We start from the raw sequence: 18251 nt of genomic DNA, 5'->3' as shown, positions 1-18251 counted from the left end.
GTTAGCGGATCGTTAATGCTTATCGGGCACATTCCGCCGACGAACCGCGGAGGAGGGTTCGGCCTTGGGTTGTCGGGGTGGGATTGCATGGCGGAAGCGGACGAAACAACCGGCGCGCGCGGCATGCGTGGACCTCGCAAACCCACAGCGCGTGGCGACGATGCATCATCGCCCGCCACTGGTATGGATTCGGTCGACGTGCTTCGCCAACTGGTCGAAGCCGGTTCGGACTGGGTCTGGGAGATCGATGCCGAACTGCGCTTCTCCTGGCTCTCGCAAAACTACCAGGCAGCCACCGGCCTCGATCCGGCAAACGTGCTTGGCCGCTTTCGCTTCGACTTCCTCAACCAGGTTCTGAACGGCGACCGCAGCGGCGCCGCCCATCTGGAGGATCTGCAGGCGCACCGGCCGTTTCGCGACTTCGTCTATGAACTGAAAGGTGGCAGCGCCGACTGCCGCTGGGTTTTGACATCAGGCTTTCCAAGGTTCGACGGCGAGGGTAAATTCATCGGTTATCGCGGCATCGGCCGCAATGTCACGGCACTGGCCGGTGCCTTCCAAACCCCGCGGCAGGGACCATCGGCGAGCGGCGAACTCGAGCAGCATCTGGTCGATCTCGAGCGGACGATGGACGCCATGCACATGGGCGTCGTGCTTCTCGACGCCAGGCTCGACACGTTGATCGTCAACAAGGCCTATCGCGACCTTTCCGGGATTCCCGACGGTGCCTTGACCGTTGGCGCTCCGTTCAGCCTGTTGATGGAACTCAACCGCCGCAACGGCATCTACGGCGACATCGACGAACCGCAATGGCGGCGCTACCTCGCCACCCGCATCGAGGAGATTCACGCCGGTTCCGTAGCGCCTCGCGAGTTTTCCCATGCCGACGGCAGGACGATGATGTTCTCGGTGACAGCGCTGTCCGGGGGCAAGCGGCTGTTGACCTACTATGAGGTCACCGAGATCAAGCACCGCGATGCCGAGATCGAGAGCGCCAACGCCAAGGTCGCCGAGACCTTCGCCAATCTCCGCACCATGGTCGATCAGATGCCGATCGGCATCCTCGTCCTCGATGCCGATATGCGCGCCGAAGTCATCAACCGTGCCTTCTACGATTTCTGGCAGATCGACGCTCGGCGCGCCGAGATCGGCTGCAGCTTTCGCGACCTGATGGATGCCAGCCGTGACATCGACCCGTTTGGCTCCGAAGACGCGGCATGGCAGCGGCATATCGCCGAGCGCGAGGCGGAAATCAGGGCGGGCACCGCCGGATCGCGGCAGTTCCCGCGCAATGACGGCCGCACGCTGATATCGTCGATGGCGCCGCTGGCCGGCGGCAAGCGGCTGATCTCCTATGTCGACGTCACCGACATGAAGAATCGCGAGGCCGAGGTTGCCGACGCGCTGGAGAAAACGCGACTGGCCGAAGCGGTGATCAATGCCGTCAAGGATCCGATCTTCGTCAAGGACGACCATCTGCGCTTCGTTTTCGTCAACGAGGCGTTCGCCGCTTTGTTTGGCCAGACGCCGCAAGCCATGCTCGGCAGGCCCGGCGGCGATTTCCTGCCGACGGACGCTGTCGCGCTTTTCGAGCAGAGCGAACGGGACGTGCTTGCCAGTGGACGCCCGTACGAAGTGGAAGAAAATTTCGAGGCCGACGGCGCCAGCCGTTCGCGCATCGTCAGGAAAAGCCGCGTCGGCATGGCCAGCGGCCGCAATTACGTTGCCGGTTTCCTGTTCGACATTTCCGACATGAAGCGCCGCGAGACCGAAGCCGAGGATGCGCGCAAGCACCTCGCCAGCGTGCTGGAATCCTTGCCGGCGGCCGTAATCATCTACGATCGCGACGACAGGTTCGTGTTCGCCAACCGCAAGATTCACGATACGCTTCCGGCTTTGAAGCCGGCATGGCAGCCCGGCTGCACATTGCGCGAGGCGCTCGTCCTCGGCCATGCCAACGGCTATTTCCGCAGCAGCGGCGATCCGCAAGTCGACAAGCTCTACGACGACGATCCCGATCGCTGGCTGGATGCGATCCTCGCCCGCTACCGCTTGCCCAATTCCTCGTTCGAGCGCCACAACCCCGATGGCCGCTGGTATCAGGTCTATGACATGCGGACCGTCGATGGCACATTCATCGGTGTTCGCGTCGACATCTCCGAGATCAAGAGCCGCGAGGCGGCGTTGCGCGACTCGATGCGCCAGATCGATCTGTTCCGGCATGTGCTGGACGAGCTCCCGGTCGCCGCCTTCATCAAGGCGCAGGACTTGAGCATCGAGTTCGTCAACAAGGCCTGGTGCGCGGTCACAGGTTTTGCCAAGGAGGATGTCATTGGCCGCACCGACCGCCAGCTGTTCGGAGTGCAGGACGCCGATGGCTACAGCGATGACGACACACAAGTCGCCGTGACCGGCGCCGTCAGGGAGGTCGAGGAACCTGTCACCCATCGCGACGGCACGGTTCGACAATTGATGACGCGCAAGAGCCGGCTGGTGGCGCTGGACGGATCGGTGCATCTGGTCGGTTCCAGCACCGACATCACCGATGTCAAGGCGCGCGAGCGCGCGCTGGAAGAAAGCATGCGCGAGAACGAGGTGTTCCGCAGCCTGATCGACAACGTGCCGGTATCGATCTACGCCAAGCGCTCCGACCTCAGGCAGTTCTACGTCAACAAGGGTTGGAGCGATCTCACGGGCTTCGGCAAGGACGAGGCGATCGGCAAGACCGATATCGAGATATTCGGGTCGGATGGCGAAGCCTTCGTCGACAGCGACCTTGCGGTGCTGCGCACCGGTGAGACCCAGGAGGCCGAGGAGACGGTGACGCTTGCCGACGGCAGCGTCCGGCATCAGTTCGCGCGCAAGGGGGCGATGATCGCGTCCGATGGCTCGCTCTACCTGATCGGCTCGACCACCGATATCACCGAGTTGAAGACGCGCGAGGTCGAACTGCGCGAAGCGCGGCAGCGCGCCGTTCTCGCCGACCGCGCCAAGTCGGAATTTCTCGCCAATATGAGCCACGAGATCCGTACGCCGATGAATGGCGTGCTCGGCATGGCCGAACTCTTGGCCAAATCGGATCTCGACCCGAAGCAGAAGACGTTTACCGACATCATCGTGAAATCGGGCAACGCGCTGCTCACCATCATCAACGACATCCTGGACTTCTCCAAGATCGACGCCGGTCAGTTGGTGCTCGATCCGGCGCCCTTCAATCTTGCCGAGGCGATCGAGGATGTGGCGACACTGGTGTCGACACGCGCCAAGGAGAAGGATATCGAGCTCATCGTGCGCGTCGAGCCTCGCCTCGAGAGCCTGTTTGTCGGCGATGTCGGCCGCATCAGGCAGATTGTCACCAATTTGCTCGGCAATGCAGTGAAATTCACCGACGAAGGTCATGTGCTGGTCGACGTCACAGGCGAGAGGGTTGCAACCGGAACGAAGCTCACCATCTCGGTCACCGATACGGGCATCGGCATCCCCGAGGAAAAACTGAAACTGGTGTTCGAGAAATTCAGCCAGGTCGACACCTCGTCGACGAGGCGGCACGAGGGAACCGGCCTCGGCCTTGCCATCACTTCGCGGCTCGTCGAGCTGATGGGCGGCGACATCGGTGTCGAGAGCGCCGAAGGCAAGGGCTCGACCTTCTGGTTCACGGTCACGCTGCCGAGTGCCGGACAGCAGAACGGGCAACGCATCATGCCGATCGACGTGACCGGCGCGCGCGTACTGATCGTCGACGACAACGCGGTCAACAGAGCCATCCTGACCGAACAAATGACATCGTGGACGTTCGATTCCTGCGCGGCCGAGAGCGGCGCCGAGGGCCTCAAGGTGCTGATCGCCGCCGCTGCCTATGGCGTGCCGGTCGATTGCGTCGTGCTCGACTACCAGATGCCTGAGATGAGCGGCGCCGAAATGGCGCGGATCGTGCGCAACACCGCCGGCCTTGCCGGCACGCCGATCATCATGCTGACCTCGGTCGACCAGTCGCTCGCCAACACCGGCTATCGCGATCTCGGCATCGATGCCCAACTGATCAAGCCGGCGCGCTCATCGGTGCTGCTGGAAACGCTGGTCGCAACCATCCAGCGGCATCGCCACAACACGACCGGCAGCGACGCCCTGCCGCTCGCAGGCACCGTCCCTTCGGGCGATATGGTGCCACCACAGCCGTCCGCGCCGGCAGAACAGCGGGCGCTGCTGCAGCCTCCCTCGCTACGCCCTCGGCTGCTCGCGACGGGTCGAGACGACAGGCTGGATATCCTGGTGGCAGAAGACAATGAGGTGAACCAGATGGTGTTCACCCAGATTCTCGGCGAGACCGGTTTCGGTTTCGAGATCGTCGGCAATGGCCGCAAGGCGCTCGACGCCTTCGGCCGGCTCAATCCGTGCATGATCCTGATGGATGTCTCGATGCCGGAGATGAACGGGTTGGAGGCGACCGCCGCCATTCGCCGGCTGGAGGAAGAAACCGGCACTCATGTGCCGATCGTCGGCGTCACCGCGCATGCGCTGAAAGGCGATCGCGAACGCTGCCTGGAGGCAGGCATGGACGACTACCTGTCCAAGCCGATCAGCCCCAGGGCCCTGCTCGAGAAGGTCGAGCGCTGGATCGGCGCCAGCCGCCAAGTTCAGCGTAACGCCGGGTAAGGGGTTCTCGCCGTGCCGGTTCGCGAGAACCAGGCAAAGATTCGCGACGCGTCCCACGCGCAGCACTATGGCGCGATCGCACCATATCAAAACTGTGCCTGATCAAGACAATGGCCATATTCGAATTCCGCTCTTCCCAGTTACGGGCGGGAGCAGCGACCGCCAGCATGGAACAGCGTCAACCTACCCCAACGGACCCTGTTTTTCGGCGATGGCCCGGCCACGACATCGTGGCCGCGAGCAACGCGCTCCCGTCCGGCTTTTTTATAAGGCCGGCTAATCCCAAAACGCCGGCCAGCCTCGGGCCAAACGCAGCAAGTCCCTGATTTCGAGGACAAAGCCGGGCTCCATCAGGAGTGCTGGTCAGGCCACAATTTGTTCATCCCGATCATGCGTTACCGGGGTGACATCAAACTGTCATGCGACTGTAATAATCGAAGGCTATTGGCCTCAGCGGGCGCCGAGAGGAATGGCGCCGAGAGACCATCTTCCGAACAGGAGCAGGCCACATGAGACATTTCATCCGCTCGGCGGCCGTTGCGATCGCAATGGCTACGGCGTCCACTTTCACCCTTTCCGCGGCAATGGCAGCTGATCTTTCCGGCGCCGGCTCGACCTTCATCTATCCGGTGTTCGCCAAATGGGCCGACACCTACAAGAAAGACACCGGCGTCGGCCTCAATTACCAGTCGATCGGTTCGGGCGGCGGCATCAAGCAGGTCATCGCCAAGACCGTGACCTTCGGCGCCACCGACAAGCCAATGTCCGACGCCGACCTGGAAAAGAACGGCCTCGTGCAGTTCCCGATGGTGATGGGCGGCATCGTGCCGATCGTCAACCTGACCGGCATCAAGCCGGGCGAACTTGTTCTTGACGGCGCGACCCTGGCCCAGATCTACCTCGGCGCCATCACCACCTGGGATGATGCGGCGATCAAGGCGCTGAACCCGAACCTGACCCTGCCGTCCACCGCGATTGCCGTCGTGCATCGCTCGGACGGCTCGGGCACGACCTTCAACTTCACTAACTATCTGGTCAAGCTGTCGCCTGACTGGAAGGACAAGGTCGGTTCGGACACAGCCGTCGAATGGCCAACTGGCGTCGGCGCCAAGGGCAGCGAAGGCGTTGCCAATACCGTCAAGCAGACCGACGGCGGCATCGGCTACGTCGAGTATGCCTATGCCAAGCAGAATAGCCTTTCCTACTCCAAGCTGGTGAATGCCGCCGGCAAGGTCGTCGAGCCGTCGCTCGAATCCTTCGGCGCGGCTGCTTCGAATGCCGATTTCAAAGGCGCGAAGAACTTCAACGTCATCATCACCAACGAACCCGGCGACACCAGCTGGCCGATCGCTGCTTCGACCTGGGTGCTGATCCACAAGGTTCCCAACGATGCCGCCGCCACCGGCGAAGCGCTGAAGTTCTTCGCCTGGGCCTACAAGGACGGCAAGGATACCGCCAAGGCGCTCGACTATGTCTCGATCCCCGACAGCGTCGTCGACTTGATCAAGACCTCCTGGAAGGCCGACATCCAGGCCGACGGGAAGCCGGTCTTCGCAGGCGAGTAACATCCTTCGAAGGAGCGCCGCGGCGCGGCGCTCCTTTCCCTCAACTCAAAGAGCCGAGCTTCACATGAGCGCTGTCCAGGAAGCCTTGCCAGCCATTCGAGGTTCGCGCGACGCGATCGTCAGACGATTCGCGCTGACCGACGCAATCTTCCACGGGATGACCCGGGCCGCCGCCATATTGGTGCTGGTCCTGCTTGGCGGCGTCGCGATCTCGCTGTTTGCCGGATCCTGGCAAGCCCTGTCGACCTTCGGCTTCTCTTTCCTGACCAGCGAAAGCTGGAATCCGGTGACGGAGAAATTCGGCGCGCTGGCACCGATCTACGGCACCATCATCACGTCGGCCATCGCCATCCTGATCGCCGTGCCGCTCGGCATCGGCATCGCCATCTTTCTCACCGAGCTTTGCCCGCGCCCGCTGCGGCGGCCGATCGGCATGGCGGTGGAACTGCTGGCCGGCATCCCCTCGATCATTTACGGCATCTGGGGCCTGTTCGTGCTGGCGCCGTTCCTGCAGACGACCGTGCAGCCCTTCATCATCGGCGTGTTCCACGGCATTCCCGGCCTCGGCAGCCTGTTTGCCGGTCCGCCCTATGGCATCGGCCTGCTGACCTCGTCGCTGATCCTCGCCATCATGGTGCTGCCCTTCATCACCTCGATCACCAAGGACGTCTTCGACACGGTACCGCCGGTGCTAAAGGAATCGGCCTACGGCATCGGCTGCACGACCTGGGAAGTGACCCGCCGCGTCGTCATTCCCTACACGAGGATCGGCATCATGGGCGGCGTCATGCTCGGCCTTGGCCGCGCGCTGGGCGAAACCATGGCGGTCACCTTCGTCATCGGAAACGCGCACCGCATCTCAACCTCGCTGTTCGCGCCGGCAACGACGATCTCCGCGACCATCGCCAATGAGTTCACCGAAGCCGTCGGCGACCTCTACACCTCTTCGCTGGTGGCGCTCGGCCTGATCCTGTTCGTCATCACCTTCCTGATCCTTGCCATCGCCCGCTACATGCTGATGCGCATCGACGCCCGCACCGGAGCCTGACCGATGTCGACAGCCACATCGCTTCACCAGAGCCGCAAGAGGAAGAATGCCGTGATGATGACGCTGTGTGTCACCGCGGCGGGCATCGGACTTGCCTGGCTGGCGCTCATCCTCGGCGCGCTGGTCTACAAGGGCGCGGCCGGCCTGTCCCTTGACGTCTTCACGCAGATGACGCCGCCTCCCGGCGACGCCGGCGGCCTGCTCAACGCCATCTATGGCAGCGTGGTCATGACGATCATCGCCGTCATCGTCGGCACGCCGATCGGAGTGCTGGCCGGCACCTACATGGCCGAATACGGTCGCTTTTCCAGGCTGACCACCGTGGTGCGCTTCATCAACGACATCCTGCTGTCGGCGCCGTCGATCATCATCGGCCTGTTCGTCTACGAACTTATGGTGCGGCCGATGGGGCATTTCTCGGCAATCGCCGGTGCTGTCGCGCTCGCCATCCTCGTCATTCCGGTGGTGGTACGCACCACCGAAGACATGCTCAATTTGGTGCCGAACGCCTTGCGCGAAGCCGGCACCGCGATCGGCGCACCGCGCTGGGTGGTCATCAAGTCGGTCGCCTACCGCGCCGCGCTATCGGGCATTGTCACCGGCATATTGCTGTCGATCGCCCGTATCTCCGGCGAGACGGCACCACTGCTCTTCACGGCGCTCAACAACCAGTTCTGGTCGAGCAATCTCAACGCGCCGATGGCCAGCCTGCCTGTCACCATCTTCCAGTTCGCTCTCAGCCCCTACGAGGAATGGCAGCAACTGGCATGGACTGGCGCACTCATCATCACATTGACGGTTCTTGCGCTCAGCATCGTTGCGCGCAGCCTGACCGGACGCAGAGAGGACAAATGAGCCAGATGTTGTCTCCAGACATGACGATCGCCGCCGAGGCCACCGCCAAGGCCAAGATCGAGGTCAAGAACCTCAACTTCTACTACGGCCAGTCGAAGGCGCTGAAGGACATTACGCTGTCCTTGCCGGAGCGCAGCGTCACCGCCTTCATCGGGCCTTCGGGCTGCGGGAAGTCGACGCTGCTGCGCGTCTTCAACCGCATCTACGAGCTCTATCCCAAGCAGACGGCCGAAGGTCAGGTGCTGCTCGACGGCCAGAACGTTCTCGACCGCTCGCAGGACCTCAACCTGCTGCGCACCAAGATCGGCATGGTGTTCCAGAAGCCGACGCCATTTCCGATGTCGATCTATGAAAACATCGCGTTCGGCATCAGGCTCTACGAGAAGCTGAGCAAGTCGGAGATGGACGGCCGCGTCGAGCAGGCGCTGAAGCGCGCGGCACTCTGGACCGAGGTCAAGGACAAGCTTGACGCCAGCGGCCTCAGCCTCTCCGGCGGTCAGCAGCAGCGGCTCTGCATCGCCCGCACCGTAGCGGTGAAGCCGGAAGTCATCCTGCTCGACGAGCCCGCTTCGGCGCTCGACCCGCTGTCGACCGCCAAGATCGAGGAGCTCATCGACGAGTTGCAAGCCGATTACACGATCGTCATCGTCACCCACAACATGCAGCAGGCGGCGCGCGTATCGAAGCAGACGGCCTTCATGTATCTGGGCGAGCTGGTCGAGTTCGACCGCACGGAGAGGATATTCACGTCGCCCCGCGAGAAGCGCACGCAGGACTACATCACCGGCCGCTTCGGCTGAGCTCAGGCATACGAGGAACAGGATCATGAGCGAACATACAGTCGCTTCTTTCGACGAGGATCTCGGTCAGATCAGCAAGCTCATCAGCGACATGGGCGATCTCGCCAGCTCGATGGTCGGCGGTGCGACCAAGGCGCTCTTGAATTCCGACAACGCCTTGGCACAGCGCGTCGTCTCCGATGATGCGATCATGGACGCGCGCCAGCGCGAGCTCGACGACCGCGCCATCACGCTGATCGCCAAGCGGCAGCCGATGGCCGATGATCTGCGCCATGTCGTCGGTTCTATCCGCATGGCCGGCGATCTCGAACGCATCGGCGACCTTGCCAAGAACATCGCCAAGCGTGTCGGCACTGTCGGCCTCAGCGTCACGCCGCGCGACCTTTCGCACTCGATCGATGGAATGGCACAACTGGTGCTGATCCAGGTGCAGGGCGTCATCGAGGAATATGCGGCGCGTGACGCCGCCGCGCTGGCGAAACTGCGTGCCGACGACGAACGCATCGACGTCAAATACACCTCCGTGTTCCGCGAGCTTCTCACCTATATGATGGAAGACCCGCGCAACATCACCGCGTGCACGCATCTTTTGTTCTGCGCCAAGAACCTCGAGCGCATCGGCGACCATGTCACCAACATCGCGGAAAATGCCTATTATGTTTTGACCGGCACGCAGCTGCCGGCCAATCGTCCGAAACAGGACGAGACGACAATGTCCGCGCCCGCGGCATGACGACAGAGGTAACCAGCCGATGATCGCGCCACGCATCATGGTGGTGGAGGACGAGGAGCCGCTAGGCGTGCTGCTCCGTTACAATCTGGAGTCCGAGGGCTATCAGGTCGAGGTCGTGACGCGCGGCGACGAGGCCGAGATCCGGCTGCAGGAGAACGTGCCTGACCTTCTGGTGCTCGACTGGATGGTGCCGGCGGTTTCCGGCATCGAACTCTGCCGGCGCCTGCGAATGCGTCCCGAGACCGAGCGGCTGCCGATCATCATGCTGACCGCGCGCGGCGAGGAGAGCGATCGCGTGCGGGGCCTCTCGACCGGCGCCGACGATTATCTGGTCAAGCCGTTTTCGACACCGGAGTTCATGGCCAGGGTCAAGGCGCTGCTGCGCCGTGCCAAGCCGGAACTGCTGTCCAGCGTGCTGAAGGTCGGCGACATCGTGCTCGATCGAGAATCGCACCGGGTCTATCGCAAGAAGAGCGAGATCCGGCTCGGGCCGACCGAATTCCGCCTGCTCGAATTCATGATGCGCCATCCCGGCCGCGTGTTCTCGCGCAGCCAGCTGCTCGACAACGTCTGGGGCGAAACGATCTACATCGACGAACGCACGGTAGACGTGCATGTCGGGCGGCTGCGCAAGGCCGTCAACAACGGCCGCATGCCCGACGTGATCCGCACCATTCGGGGTGCAGGGTACGCTATCAGGGAAGATTAGCCGATAGATCGGAACCAAGGTTCAAATTCGATCAGCAGGTGGTCGCCAATGGCCACGCGATGGCAGACATTCAAGCAGGCAGGATCGAAGTCTAAACTGCCCTTCGCGGTCGTGGGCTCGGCGCGTACCTTGACTGGCTGGCGATTGCCCTCCGATCTCCCAATTCGCTTTTCTGCCAGGCTGGCCGCAGGCACGGCCCGTGACACTTTAGTTGGTCACATTGCTATCTTGCCCGCAGACCTCCGATCAAAGTCGCGCGCCTCAAGAAACAATTCGAACTAATATGGCTATGTGCCCACTAGAGGACGTGGTTTCGCATAAATGCGCAATTTTATTAAAAATTGCATCCGACTAAGAGCGAGTTTCCCTCTTCTTTATTGATTGTATGTGCTCCGAATAGCCAATACGATCTTGGATCGGATGACGATTCCGCGGGAACGATCTCGTTCGTTGCAACGTTGCTTTGAAAGCGGTCGCCGGACCCTGCGCCGAATGACTTGACCAGGTCGGACACTAAGAGGAAGGATTTCTGATGAGCACGGTCTTAAACGCCAAAGGTATTCCTCTTCCCTACACCGGCGCGTCCAGTCATTGGTTCTCGGCAACCGGAGCCGGGGCCGAACTGCACGGCACCTCAGGCAACGACTCCTTCTGGGGAGACACCGGCGTCAATGTCACGATGTACGGTGGCGCCGGCGATGACTACTATCACCTCTATTCCACCAACAATAAGGCGGTCGAAGATCCCGGGGCCGGGATCGACACGATCGACACCTGGATGAGCTACAAGCTCCCCGACAATTTCGAGAACCTGGTCGTTACCGGCGCCAATCGATATGCGTTCGGAAATGCGTTGGACAACATCATCAAGGGCGGGTCGGGTCATCAGACGCTGGATGGCGGCAAGGGAAATGATGTCCTGATCGGCGGTGACGGCGCCGACACTTTCGCCATCTCCAAAGGAAATGGGAGCGATCTTATCTTCGATTTCGGTGCGACCGATGTGGTGCGCCTTAACGGCTATGACTTCACTTCGTTCGATGCCGTCCGTTCGCAGATGGTTCAGGTGGAATCGAACGTGATGCTGAACCTCGGATCTGACGAGATCCTGGTGTTCAAGAATACGACCATCGACAAGTTGCAGTCCGCCCAGTTCGAACTGCCGATAGACAAGTCCGGAATGACGCTGTCCTTCGCCGACGAATTCAACACGCTGAGCCTTCGGGACGGGCAGGACGGCACCTGGAATTCCAATTTCTCGTGGGGCGCGCCGAACGGCAGCACATTGAGCAGCAATGGTGAGTTGCAATGGTATATCGACGCCAATTACGGGCCGACGAGTTCCGTCCACCCGTTCAGCGTTGAAAACGGCGTGCTCACCATCACCGCCGCGCAGGCGCCGGAGGACATCAAGCCTCTGATCAACAACTACGAATACACATCGGGGATACTGACGACCCACGACACCTTCGCGCAAACCTACGGCTATTTCGAAATGCGGGCGGACCTGCCCGAAACGGCCGGAGCCTGGCCGGCCTTCTGGCTGCTTCCGGAAGACGGATCGTGGCCGCCGGAGCTGGACGTCGTCGAAACGCGCGGTCAGGATCCGAACACGCTTTTCATGACAGCGCACACCAATGAGACGGGAGAGCACACGAAGGTTTCGTCCACCGTGAACGTTGCGGACACTGACGGTTTCCACACCTATGGCCTGCTCTGGACAAAGGATGAGCTTGTCTGGACCTATGACGGTGTGAAGGTCGCCCAAGCGGCGACGCCGTCCGACATGCACGACCCCATGTACATACTGGCCAATCTCGCGGTGGGCGGCATTGCCGGCCAGCCTCCTGACCATCTGGCTACTCCAGCGGAGATGAAAATCGACTATATCCACGCCTATACGCTGGACCAACCCTTGGACATGGCAAGCGACCACTCGGTCTAAGCGGCGGCTTCATGTTTGAGGCCATTAGCCGTCAGGGAGCGCGGGGATGATTGGAGAGTCCAGTTTGCAGGCAGTTTTCAGGCGCGCCATCGCCGATGTCGGTGCTTTCTCGTTCCTCATCAACATCCTGCTGTTGGTGATCCCCCTCTATCTCTTGCAAGTCTATGACCGCGTCCTGCCTTCCTACAGCGTCGAGACGCTGTTCTACCTGTCGGCTATCGCGGTTCTCGCGCTCGCCTTTCTCGGTCTCCTCGATGCGGTCCGCTCCATCTACACGCAGCGCGTTGCAGCCACTGTCGACGACAGACTGGGTGCGAGGACATTCGCCGTCTCGCTTGAAGCCAAGTACGCCGGCGGCGCAGCCATGTCTCCACTGCGCGACCTTGCCTCGATATGCGCCTTCATCAGGTCACGCAGTGTGGCGGTCTTGTTTGACCTGCCGTTTGCTCCCTTCTTCCTCACCCTGCTGTACCTCATCCATCCCTTTCTGTTTTGGCTTACGCTGGCAGGGGTTGCGCTGTTGCTTGCGCTGGTCCTGGCAAATCAGCTCGCCGTCGGCAGGAATGACGCTTTGTCCGCGGAACGTTCGGCTGTCGCCAGCCTGTCGGAGCAGGCCTTTGCCCGCAACGCGGAGACGCTGCTCGCCATGGGCATGGTCCAAAACGCGGCGCGCGTCTGGGGCAGGCACGTGGCGGAGGCGCTAATTCTTCATGACCGTTCGTCCACGGCCAACGCGATCTTCAGCGGAGCATCGCGAGCGGTACGCATGATCCTTCAGCTGGCGATACTGGGCGTTGGAGCATGGCTCGTGCTGCAAGGGAAGATGACGGCAGGGATGATCTTCGCGTCTTCCCTGGTGTCGTCCCGAGCGCTGCAGCCGCTCGACCAACTGATCGGTTCATGGCGGCAGATCGTTGACGCCAGACGATCGTGGAAGCGGTTGGACAAGGCGCTTTCCGCCCATCCGGCACATGCGCGAAAACTGACCTTGCCGGATCCGTCGGGCGAAATTGTCGTGCAGGGCCTGATACTTGTCGCGCCGAACGCCACGCCCGGCACCGAACCCATCATCAAGCGACTGAACTTCCAGATCGGCGCCGGCGAAGCGGTTGCGATAATAGGTCCAAGCGGGGCCGGCAAGTCCACCCTGGCAAGATTGCTTGTCGGTGCGATCCAAGCGACCAGCGGCTGCGTCAGGATCAACGGCACCGACCTCAGAAACTGGGACGAGAAGCAGCTTGGCCGTCATATCGGATATCTCGCTCAGGAGGTGGAGCTCTTTCCCGGATCAATCGCGGAAAATGTCGCCCGCTTTGAACCTGATGCAAGTGACGCCTCTATCGTCGAAGCGGCAAAACGTGCCCAGGCGCATGAACTGATACTGGCGCTGCGCGATGGCTACCAGACCGGAATAGGTCCGTCGGACAGAACACTGTCGGGCGGCGAACGCCAAAGGATCGGGCTGGCGCGCGCCTTTTACGGCAATCCGCATATTCTTGTGCTGGATGAGCCCAGCACCCATCTCGACGGCAGCGGCGAAGCCGCGCTCGAAGACGTGCTTGCCGCCGCGAAAGGAGCGGGCGTTACGACGATCGTGATAACGCACCGCCCTTCGGTCGCCGCAGCCTGCGACCGCGTGATGCTTCTGCGCAGTGGAGTGATCGAAGCCTTCGGTCCAAGCGGCGACGTGTTGCGGCAGCCGATCGCCGGCATCGGCCTTCCCCCGAAGCGCAGCATGGCGGTGACAGGGTCCTTTGCAACGACGATCCGCAGCACCCCTCATAACGTCCGCTTTGGATCCTAGAAGATGGCAGCACAGAGTCTCGTCTGGGAAGGCAAAGCGCGCACCGACATCCGGCGGGTGGCTTTCGCCGGATATGCGGCAACAGCGATATTGATAGGTTGTTTTGGCTATTGGGCGGTCAGTGCACCGTTGTCCGGCGCGGTCATCACGCAAGGCACAATCTCGGCGACAGGCGGAAACATCCTCATTCAGCATCCTGAGGGCGGTATCATTCAAGAATTGCTCGCCCATGAAGGTGATCGCGTGCAGCAGGCCCAGGATCTGATCCTGCTGGATAGAACGGCCGCGCAAGCCGAGCTCAACCGGCTGACGAGACAGTCGATCACTTTGAAGGCCAGCGCCTCGCGGCTGGAGGCGGAACGCGACGGATTGGACCAGCTTGCGCCAATCACGGAGGCCGCGCCAGCACCGTTCCAGCACGATTTCGAGATTCTGGTTCGAGAACAGCAGAAGGAATTCAATGCCAGGCTCGCCCGGTTTCGATCGGAACAATCGATCCTCGCGCAGCGGGTTGCCATGCATCGCCAGTCTGTCGTCGGATTGCAAGCCCAGAAACTGGCCGTCCAGCAACAGGCCGAAGTCGTGAAGAAAGAGCTCGGCATCAAGACCAATCTGCTGGACAAAGGTCTCACCAATCGCACTGAATATTCGCAGCTTTTGCGCAGTGAAGCCGATCTCGTCGGGCAGGCAGGGGCGCTGGAGGCAAATCTTGCAGCGGCCAACACCCAGATCGTCGAAGCCCAGGAGCAAATCGAGCGCCTGACCACGCAACGCGTGGAGGAAGCCCTGACGAAGCTCGACGAGGTACGGTCTTCGCTGGCCGACATCGACGAACAGATGCGGGCGTCCGAGGCAGTGCTGCGGCGGACGACGATCAAGGCGCCGGCAGCGGGCATCGTGGTGTCGTCCACCTATAATTCCAAGGGCAGCGTGATTGCCCCCGGCGAGAAGATCATGGAGATTCTGCCTACGACATCGGGTCTGGTCGTCGATGCACGGCTGCCGCCGAAAGACATCGACCAGGTTCGTGTCGGCCAGCCGGCAAGACTGCGACTATCAGCGTTGAACATGCGGCTCACGCCTGAGATTTCAGCCATCGTGACACAGGTTTCCGCGGACCGGCTCATCGACCAGGTTACGCATGAAGCGTATTTCCGCGCGAAGCTGAAAATTGCCTCCGCCTTGCCGCCCGGCGTGAAAGCGGAGCAGCTCTATCCTGGAATGCCGGTAGAAGCGTTCATAAGTACTGGCGACCGGAGCTTTTTCGAGTATCTCGCACGGCCGATGCGCGATTCCTTCGCTCGCGCTTTCACGGAGCGGTAGATGTCGCGGACCGCGCAATCGATCGGCGCAGCAATGACTGCAAGGGGCTTGGCTGTGAGAGTTCAACCGAGGGCGTGCTAACTTCCGCCCAGGGTCGAACTCGGCCGTTCACAATTATTGGCTTTTGACCCTGGTCTCACGCGACACTCTTTCCGGCGCTCCCTCTCGCCAGCACACCTGGTGCAAAAATCTCCTGGTCGACGAAGGTCAGTGCCCGCATGGCGCAGCCTTCGCGGATCAGCGGCAGTTCGTTCGGCTCTGCCTCGAAGGAAATCCATTCGGAATGCTGGCCGCCGGCGGTCTGGGCGATGGCCTTGCGCAATGCCGGCTCGATCAGGTCGAAGGCGGCGGCGCTGACGCCGACCATGGCGACGGGGGCCGGATCGATCAGCGCGAAAAGGCTGCCGAGACCGTAGCCGAGGGCTTCGCCGGCCTTGCGGTAGGCCTCCCGTTCGGGCCCATCTCTTTCGCGGGCAACAGCCGCCAGCGCGCGCATGTCGGCGTCGCTGACATCGGCGACGGGTTCCGCGTCCTCACCCAGTTGCCTTGCATTGCGCCAGATGGCGTAATTGCCGGCATAGGCCTCGACGCAGCCGCGCCGTCCGCAGCGGCAGAGCGCGCCGTTCGGCCGATGGATCATATGGCCGAACTCGCCGCCCGACGAGTGGGTGCCGGTGAACAATTCGCCTTTCAGCACCAGGCCCATGCCGATGCCGTGCGACAAAAGGATGGCGATGAAATCGTTGCGGTAGCGATCGGGATCGCGCCAGCGCAGCGCGATCGCCATCATGTTGCAGTCGTTCTCCATGGTGGCGGGGATGCCGAACTCGTCTTCGAGGATGTCGGCGAAGGCGATGTCGGTGTGCGGCGTGATCGGCGACCACAGCATGGCGCGAGCACGGGTGTCGGTGATGCCCTGGATCGCCAGCGCGATGCGGGCGATCCTGTGAACGTCAAGATCGGGATCTTCGAAACGACGCCGCACGATTGCCGTGCATTCGCCGATCAGCGCGTCGCGCGCTATGGTCAACGTGTCCAGCCGGCGCTGTTCCTCTGATATCACCTGGCCCGCATAGTCGATGACGGCGACGGAGAGAAAATTCAGCGACAGCACCACGGTCATCACCGCTGCCGCTTCCGGGTTGAGGCTGAGCCCGACCTGCGGCCGGCCACGTTTGAGCGAGCCGGCTTCGCTTGGCTTGCTTTCTGTCAGGATACCTTCATCGATCAGGTCGGAGGAGATCGCCGATATGGTCGAGTGGCTGAGGCCCGTGGTTGCGGCGATCTCGGTGCGTGAAGGCTGTCTGGCGCGGCGGACAGCGGCGATCACCATCGCCCGGTTGCGCCGGCGCAAATCGTCGTGGCGGATTCCGACCGACATGTCTCTTCAAGTCCTCCCGGTCGCCGCGGTTCTCCGTCCCCTCGAACGCTGTCGGCAACACTGTCAAATACTGGCAGAAGCCGCCCGGCCTGTCATTTATTTATTCCGGAGCTCGAAAAAAATTCGCAGGCACATCAAAATCCATCAAAATCGATGTTGACAGCGTTCGGGTGTTGGATCAGTATTTTTTCGAGGCTCGAAAAAATAGAGCCTTTGTGCCGGCCTTAGGGTCAGTTTGGTCGCGCCATACGCGGCGCAGGGAGGATAATATGAAAAGATTCACAGCCGCCATCCTGGCGGGTGTCGCCATGTCGCTGACGCTCGCGTCGGTCGCGCAGGCGAAGGACAAGGTCATCGGCGTTTCGTGGTCCAACTTCCAGGAAGAGCGCTGGAAGACCGACGAGGCCGCCATGAAGACGGCGATCGAGGCAGCCGGCGACAAGTACATCTCCGCCGACGCGCAGTCCAATCCCGGCAAGCAGCTTACCGATGTCGAGAGCCTGATCTCGCAGGGCGCCAATTCGCTGATCATCCTGGCGCAGGATGCCTCGGCTATCGGCCCGGCGGTACAGAAGGCGCTGGACGAAGGCATTCCGGTCGTCGGCTATGACCGGCTGATCGAGAACAAGGACGTCTTCTATCTGACCTTCGACAACAAGGAAGTCGGCCGCATGCAGGCCCGCGAAGTGTTCAAGGTCAAGCCGGAAGGCAACTATGTCTTCATCAAGGGCTCGGGTGCCGATCCGAATGCCGACTTCCTGTTCGCGGGCTCGATGGAAGTGCTCAAGGAAGCCATCGACAGCGGCAAGATCAAGAATGTCGGCGAGGCCTATACGGACGGCTGGCTGCCAGCCAATGCCCAGAAGAACATGGAACAGTTCCTGACCGCCAACGACAACAAGGTCGATGCCGTGGTGGCAGCCAATGACGGCACCGCCGGCGGTGTCGTCGCGGCGCTGACGGCTCAAGGGTTGGCCGGCACCGTGCCGGTCTCGGGTCAGGACGGCGACCACGCCGCGCTGAACCGCATCGCACTCGGCACGCAGACCGTTTCGGTGTGGAAGGATGCACGCGAACTCGGCAAGAACGCCGCCGAGATCGCCTCGCAGCTGGCCGACGGCAAGAAGACGGGTGACATTGCCGGCGCCAAGGACTTCACGACGCCGGGCGGCAATACTGTCAAGTCGCTGTTCCTGACCCCGGTTGCCATCACCAGGGACAATCTCAACGTCGTCATCGACGCCGGCTGGATCAAGAAGGACGAGGTCTGCGCGGGCGTCGCCGCCGGCACCGTCGCGGCCTGCAACTAAAGCTGGGCTCTCTCTGCCTTCTCAACGCCGCGGCCCAAAAGCCGCGGCGTTTTCTCAAAAAGATTTGTGTTTCCGCATCACGCGGATAGCTTCTAGGCTGGTTCCGGTATTCGCGTCAGACGGCC

General features: G+C 61.8%; 12 protein-coding genes. 11 read left to right on the top strand and 1 reads right to left on the bottom strand.

What is annotated here, in order from left to right:
- Positions 1-87: 87 nt before the first annotated feature.
- The 10 genes from NKJ89_RS19420 (at position 88) to NKJ89_RS19375 (ending at position 15435) form a co-directional block, all read left to right on the top strand.
- Positions 88-4653, top strand: a complete 4566-nt coding sequence (locus NKJ89_RS19420; RefSeq protein WP_352604763.1) for a PAS domain-containing protein — start codon at positions 88-90, stop codon at positions 4651-4653.
- A gap of 509 nt (positions 4654-5162) precedes the next feature.
- Positions 5163-6218 carry a phosphate ABC transporter substrate-binding protein PstS gene (gene pstS, locus NKJ89_RS19415; RefSeq protein WP_352604761.1) on the top strand — a complete coding sequence of 352 codons (1056 nt, stop codon included), beginning with the start codon at positions 5163-5165 and terminating at the stop codon, positions 6216-6218.
- Positions 6219-6282: 64 nt separating this feature from the next.
- Positions 6283-7266 carry a phosphate ABC transporter permease subunit PstC gene (pstC, locus tag NKJ89_RS19410; RefSeq protein WP_023757399.1) on the top strand — a complete coding sequence of 328 codons (984 nt, stop codon included), beginning with the start codon at positions 6283-6285 and terminating at the stop codon, positions 7264-7266.
- Between the two features lie 3 nt (positions 7267-7269).
- Complete coding sequence (pstA, locus tag NKJ89_RS19405; RefSeq protein ID WP_352604759.1) at positions 7270-8121, top strand: phosphate ABC transporter permease PstA; 852 nt, start codon at positions 7270-7272, stop codon at positions 8119-8121.
- The gene (gene pstB / locus NKJ89_RS19400) at positions 8118-8921 is read left to right on the top strand and encodes a phosphate ABC transporter ATP-binding protein PstB (RefSeq protein WP_352604757.1); all 804 of its coding nucleotides are present in this window, start codon (positions 8118-8120) and stop codon (positions 8919-8921) included. Before pstA ends, pstB begins: the two co-directional genes overlap by 4 nt.
- A 25-nt stretch (positions 8922-8946) precedes the next feature.
- Entirely contained in the window at positions 8947-9654 is a 708-nt protein-coding gene (phoU, locus tag NKJ89_RS19395; protein ID WP_023757396.1) for a phosphate signaling complex protein PhoU, read from the top strand.
- Positions 9655-9673: 19 nt separating this feature from the next.
- Positions 9674-10363, top strand: coding sequence for a phosphate regulon transcriptional regulator PhoB (phoB, locus tag NKJ89_RS19390; RefSeq protein ID WP_032906962.1), 690 nt, complete (start codon positions 9674-9676; stop codon positions 10361-10363).
- A gap of 532 nt (positions 10364-10895) precedes the next feature.
- Positions 10896-12308, top strand: a complete 1413-nt coding sequence (gene eglC / locus NKJ89_RS19385; protein ID WP_352604755.1) for an endo-1,3-1,4-beta-glycanase EglC — start codon at positions 10896-10898, stop codon at positions 12306-12308.
- Between the two features lie 64 nt (positions 12309-12372).
- Complete coding sequence (locus tag NKJ89_RS19380) at positions 12373-14112, top strand: type I secretion system permease/ATPase (protein WP_352604753.1); 1740 nt, start codon at positions 12373-12375, stop codon at positions 14110-14112.
- A 3-nt stretch (positions 14113-14115) separates the two neighbouring features.
- Positions 14116-15435 (top strand): HlyD family type I secretion periplasmic adaptor subunit, encoded by a 1320-nt coding sequence (locus NKJ89_RS19375; RefSeq protein ID WP_352604751.1) that lies wholly within the window; start codon positions 14116-14118, stop codon positions 15433-15435.
- Positions 15436-15571: 136 nt separating this feature from the next.
- Here the strand turns inward: NKJ89_RS19375 and NKJ89_RS19370 are convergent, their stop codons facing one another.
- Positions 15572-16816, bottom strand: coding sequence for an ROK family protein (locus tag NKJ89_RS19370; protein ID WP_352604749.1), 1245 nt, complete (start codon positions 16814-16816; stop codon positions 15572-15574).
- Positions 16817-17085: 269 nt separating this feature from the next.
- Between NKJ89_RS19370 and xylF the strand changes: the two genes are divergently transcribed.
- Positions 17086-18126, top strand: coding sequence for a D-xylose ABC transporter substrate-binding protein (gene xylF / locus NKJ89_RS19365; RefSeq protein WP_352604747.1), 1041 nt, complete (start codon positions 17086-17088; stop codon positions 18124-18126).
- The last annotated feature ends 125 nt before the right edge of the window (positions 18127-18251 follow it).

Source organism: Mesorhizobium sp. M0047, assembly GCF_040323315.1.
GTDB lineage: Bacteria > Pseudomonadota > Alphaproteobacteria > Rhizobiales > Rhizobiaceae > Mesorhizobium.
This window is presented reverse-complemented; position numbering and strand designations above follow the sequence as displayed.

Coding starts and splice junctions, on each gene's coding strand:
- pstS (WP_352604761.1), top strand. CDS start 5,163: ATGAGACATTTCATCCGCTCGGCGGCCGTTGCGATCGCAATGGCTACG.
- pstC (WP_023757399.1), top strand. CDS start 6,283: ATGAGCGCTGTCCAGGAAGCCTTGCCAGCCATTCGAGGTTCGCGCGAC.
- NKJ89_RS19420 (WP_352604763.1), top strand. CDS start 88: ATGGCGGAAGCGGACGAAACAACCGGCGCGCGCGGCATGCGTGGACCT.
- NKJ89_RS19375 (WP_352604751.1), top strand. CDS start 14,116: ATGGCAGCACAGAGTCTCGTCTGGGAAGGCAAAGCGCGCACCGACATC.
- NKJ89_RS19370 (WP_352604749.1), bottom strand. CDS start 16,816: ATGTCGGTCGGAATCCGCCACGACGATTTGCGCCGGCGCAACCGGGCG.
- phoB (WP_032906962.1), top strand. CDS start 9,674: ATGATCGCGCCACGCATCATGGTGGTGGAGGACGAGGAGCCGCTAGGC.
- phoU (WP_023757396.1), top strand. CDS start 8,947: ATGAGCGAACATACAGTCGCTTCTTTCGACGAGGATCTCGGTCAGATC.
- pstA (WP_352604759.1), top strand. CDS start 7,270: ATGTCGACAGCCACATCGCTTCACCAGAGCCGCAAGAGGAAGAATGCC.
- xylF (WP_352604747.1), top strand. CDS start 17,086: ATGAAAAGATTCACAGCCGCCATCCTGGCGGGTGTCGCCATGTCGCTG.
- pstB (WP_352604757.1), top strand. CDS start 8,118: ATGAGCCAGATGTTGTCTCCAGACATGACGATCGCCGCCGAGGCCACC.
- eglC (WP_352604755.1), top strand. CDS start 10,896: ATGAGCACGGTCTTAAACGCCAAAGGTATTCCTCTTCCCTACACCGGC.